We start from the raw sequence: 2,357 nt of genomic DNA on the forward strand, positions 1-2,357 counted from the left end.
TCGCCGTGACGGCCGAGCCCGCAGCCTTGAGCTGGTTGTTGATGGCGTCGAGGACGCCCTGGCTGTTTGCACCGTCGGTCGCCTGGTTCAGGGTGACATTGACGCCGTCGATCGAGAGGGTCGCGGTGCTGCCGCCGGCGGCGGTGAAGATGGCGGTGATGCCGGCGGCATTGAGTGTGCCGGTGACGGCGGTCTGCTGCGTGGCAGTGGCGCCGCCGATCGCCGTCTCGGCCACGGCGGTGGTCGCGCCGACCGACAGGAGGTTGTTGGCGGTGGCGCCGGGCAGGGCGGTCGAGCCGACGCTGGCCTTGGCGGTGAAGGCGTTGGAGGCCGAGAGGGCCTGCTGAGCGACGGACTTGAGCTGATCGGTCAGGCCCTGCAGCTTGGTGATGCCGGTATTGGCGGCCTGGATCGTCTGGATGCCGTTCGACACGCCGTCGAGCAGACTCGTCAGAGCCGACGACCGCGAGGACAGGCCTTGAGCAGAGAAATAGTTGCTCGGGCTGTCGAGGGCGGTATTGACCTTCTTGCCAGTCGAGAGGCGTGATTGGGTGGTCGACAGCAGGTCGGCGGTGCCCTGGAGCGACAGGAGGTTCTGGCGGGTGGCGGCCGAGAGGGTGATGCCGGAAGACATTGGTCGATCCTATTGATCGGGAGACCTTCGTGTTTTGAAGGCGAGATCAGATTGGCCCCCTCGCCCTTGCCCGGTCCTTACTGCGAAGCTGAAAAGGCCTTCGTTCCCCTGGTTCCGACGGTCATGACTTTCAAAACGTTAAGCAGGTCGCATGTCCCTACTTATTGGTTTACCTTAATATTGAAGTTACCATGATGCGCGTACGACCGAGAGTGGATGGTCGCTGGATCCCGCACGAGATGGCGATTGGTTGCCTGTTTGGGGATCCATCGGGCACCAACTGCCACTCGGAAAAAGACCGCTGTGATGCACGGCAAGCAGCACGGCTCTGGTTGCCAACTGATCCGGCTGCTAGTCCCGCGAGATCAGGTTCGGCGGATTCATCACGAACCACCGACACACGGTCGCTAGAGGGGATACTCGCAGAAATTATCGGGGCTTGTTTGAGCGATCCGACCGCATTGAAGTTCTCCATCGTCATCCCGGGGCCGCGCAGCGGAACCCGGGATCCATAACCGCTGACAACGCCGAATGGAGCGGAAAGCTGGCCGCCCTATTCGGGACCGTCAGCGTGTATGGATCCCGGGTTCTCGACTTCGTCGAGCCCCGGGATGACGAGGAGAGACGTCAGCGTCTGCTGTAGATGATGAGCGCGGCGAGTCGAGCAGGATTGGGCATAACGAAAAAACCCCAAGCAGACGCGCGTCATGCGCGTCTGCTTGGGATTTCTTTTTGGATCGGCACCGTACGGCGTGAATTGCCGGGCCGCATGTCGCGCAGCGCGTCGAGGAGGGGCGTACGGCAGTCACGAAAGGCTCAGGCTATCTGTCTCTCACACCAGAGGCGGACAGCCTGAGCCTGTGCCGCTTGCGCGATCAGCCGCGCAGGAGCTGGAGGATGCCCTGCTGGGCCTGGTTGGCGAGCGACAGGGCCGAGATGCCGAGCGAGTTGCGGGTCGAGAGAGCCTGCGAGTTCGCCGCTTCCTCGTTGAGGTCGGCGTTGGTCAGGTTCGCCGCGCCCGTGTCGAGCACGTTGATCATCTGCTTGGTGAAGTCCTGCCGGTTCTGCACCACCGCCAAGTTGGCGCCCAGCGTCGAGGCTTGGCTCTGCAATGCGCTGTTGGCGCTGTTGATCTTCGCGACCACATCGTTGATCGAGTTGCTGTCCTGGAAGTCGGTCTGGCCGACCGCGACCAAGTTAAGACCGGACGCCGTAACGGCGGTACCGGAGACCCTGAGCGAAGAGGTACCGCGCTCGTTGAAGCTGACGTTGACGGTGTCGCCGGCGAGCAGGTTCGTGCCGTTGAAGCCCGAATCCGCCGCCATCTGGTCGATCTGGCTGAGCAGGCCGTTATAGGTGTTCACCAGGTTGTTGCGCGCATTCGCGCCGTCACCGCCGATGATCGCGCTCGAATTGCCGGAGCTGAACGGGTTACCGGCGCCGGTCGCCGTCAGGATCAGGTTGTCCGCGCCCGCCTCGTTCGTGGTGCTGATCTTCAGCGCGCCGGTCGTGCCGTCGATGCTCGCCATCGCGTTGGCCGGGGCCAGGGCGGCGTTGAGCTGGTTCAGGGTCGAGATCTGGCCCGCAGCGGTGCCGAAGGTCAAACTGGTGAAGTTTCCGCTTCCAACCTTGACGCTGATTGTCTTGCCGTCGAGGTTGCTCTTCGTGAAAGTCTGGCTCACGACGCCGGCGGTGCTCGTTGCTACCGTCGAGCCCTGCCCGG

General features: G+C 63.2%; 1 protein-coding gene and 1 pseudogene. Both read right to left on the reverse strand.

All coding sequences use genetic code 11. From position 1 onward, the window contains the following. Window positions 1-634: pseudogene (locus ABZT49_RS29910) on the reverse strand (flagellar hook protein); the annotation flags it as partial. An 875-nt stretch (window positions 635-1,509) separates the two neighbouring features. Next, the coding region (locus tag ABZT49_RS29915) for a flagellin (RefSeq protein WP_355291635.1) at window positions 1,510-2,357 on the reverse strand (848 nt) is incomplete at its 5' end.

The organism is Methylobacterium sp. EM32 (assembly GCF_040593685.1).
In the GTDB taxonomy this organism is placed as follows: Bacteria; Pseudomonadota; Alphaproteobacteria; order Rhizobiales; family Beijerinckiaceae; genus Methylobacterium.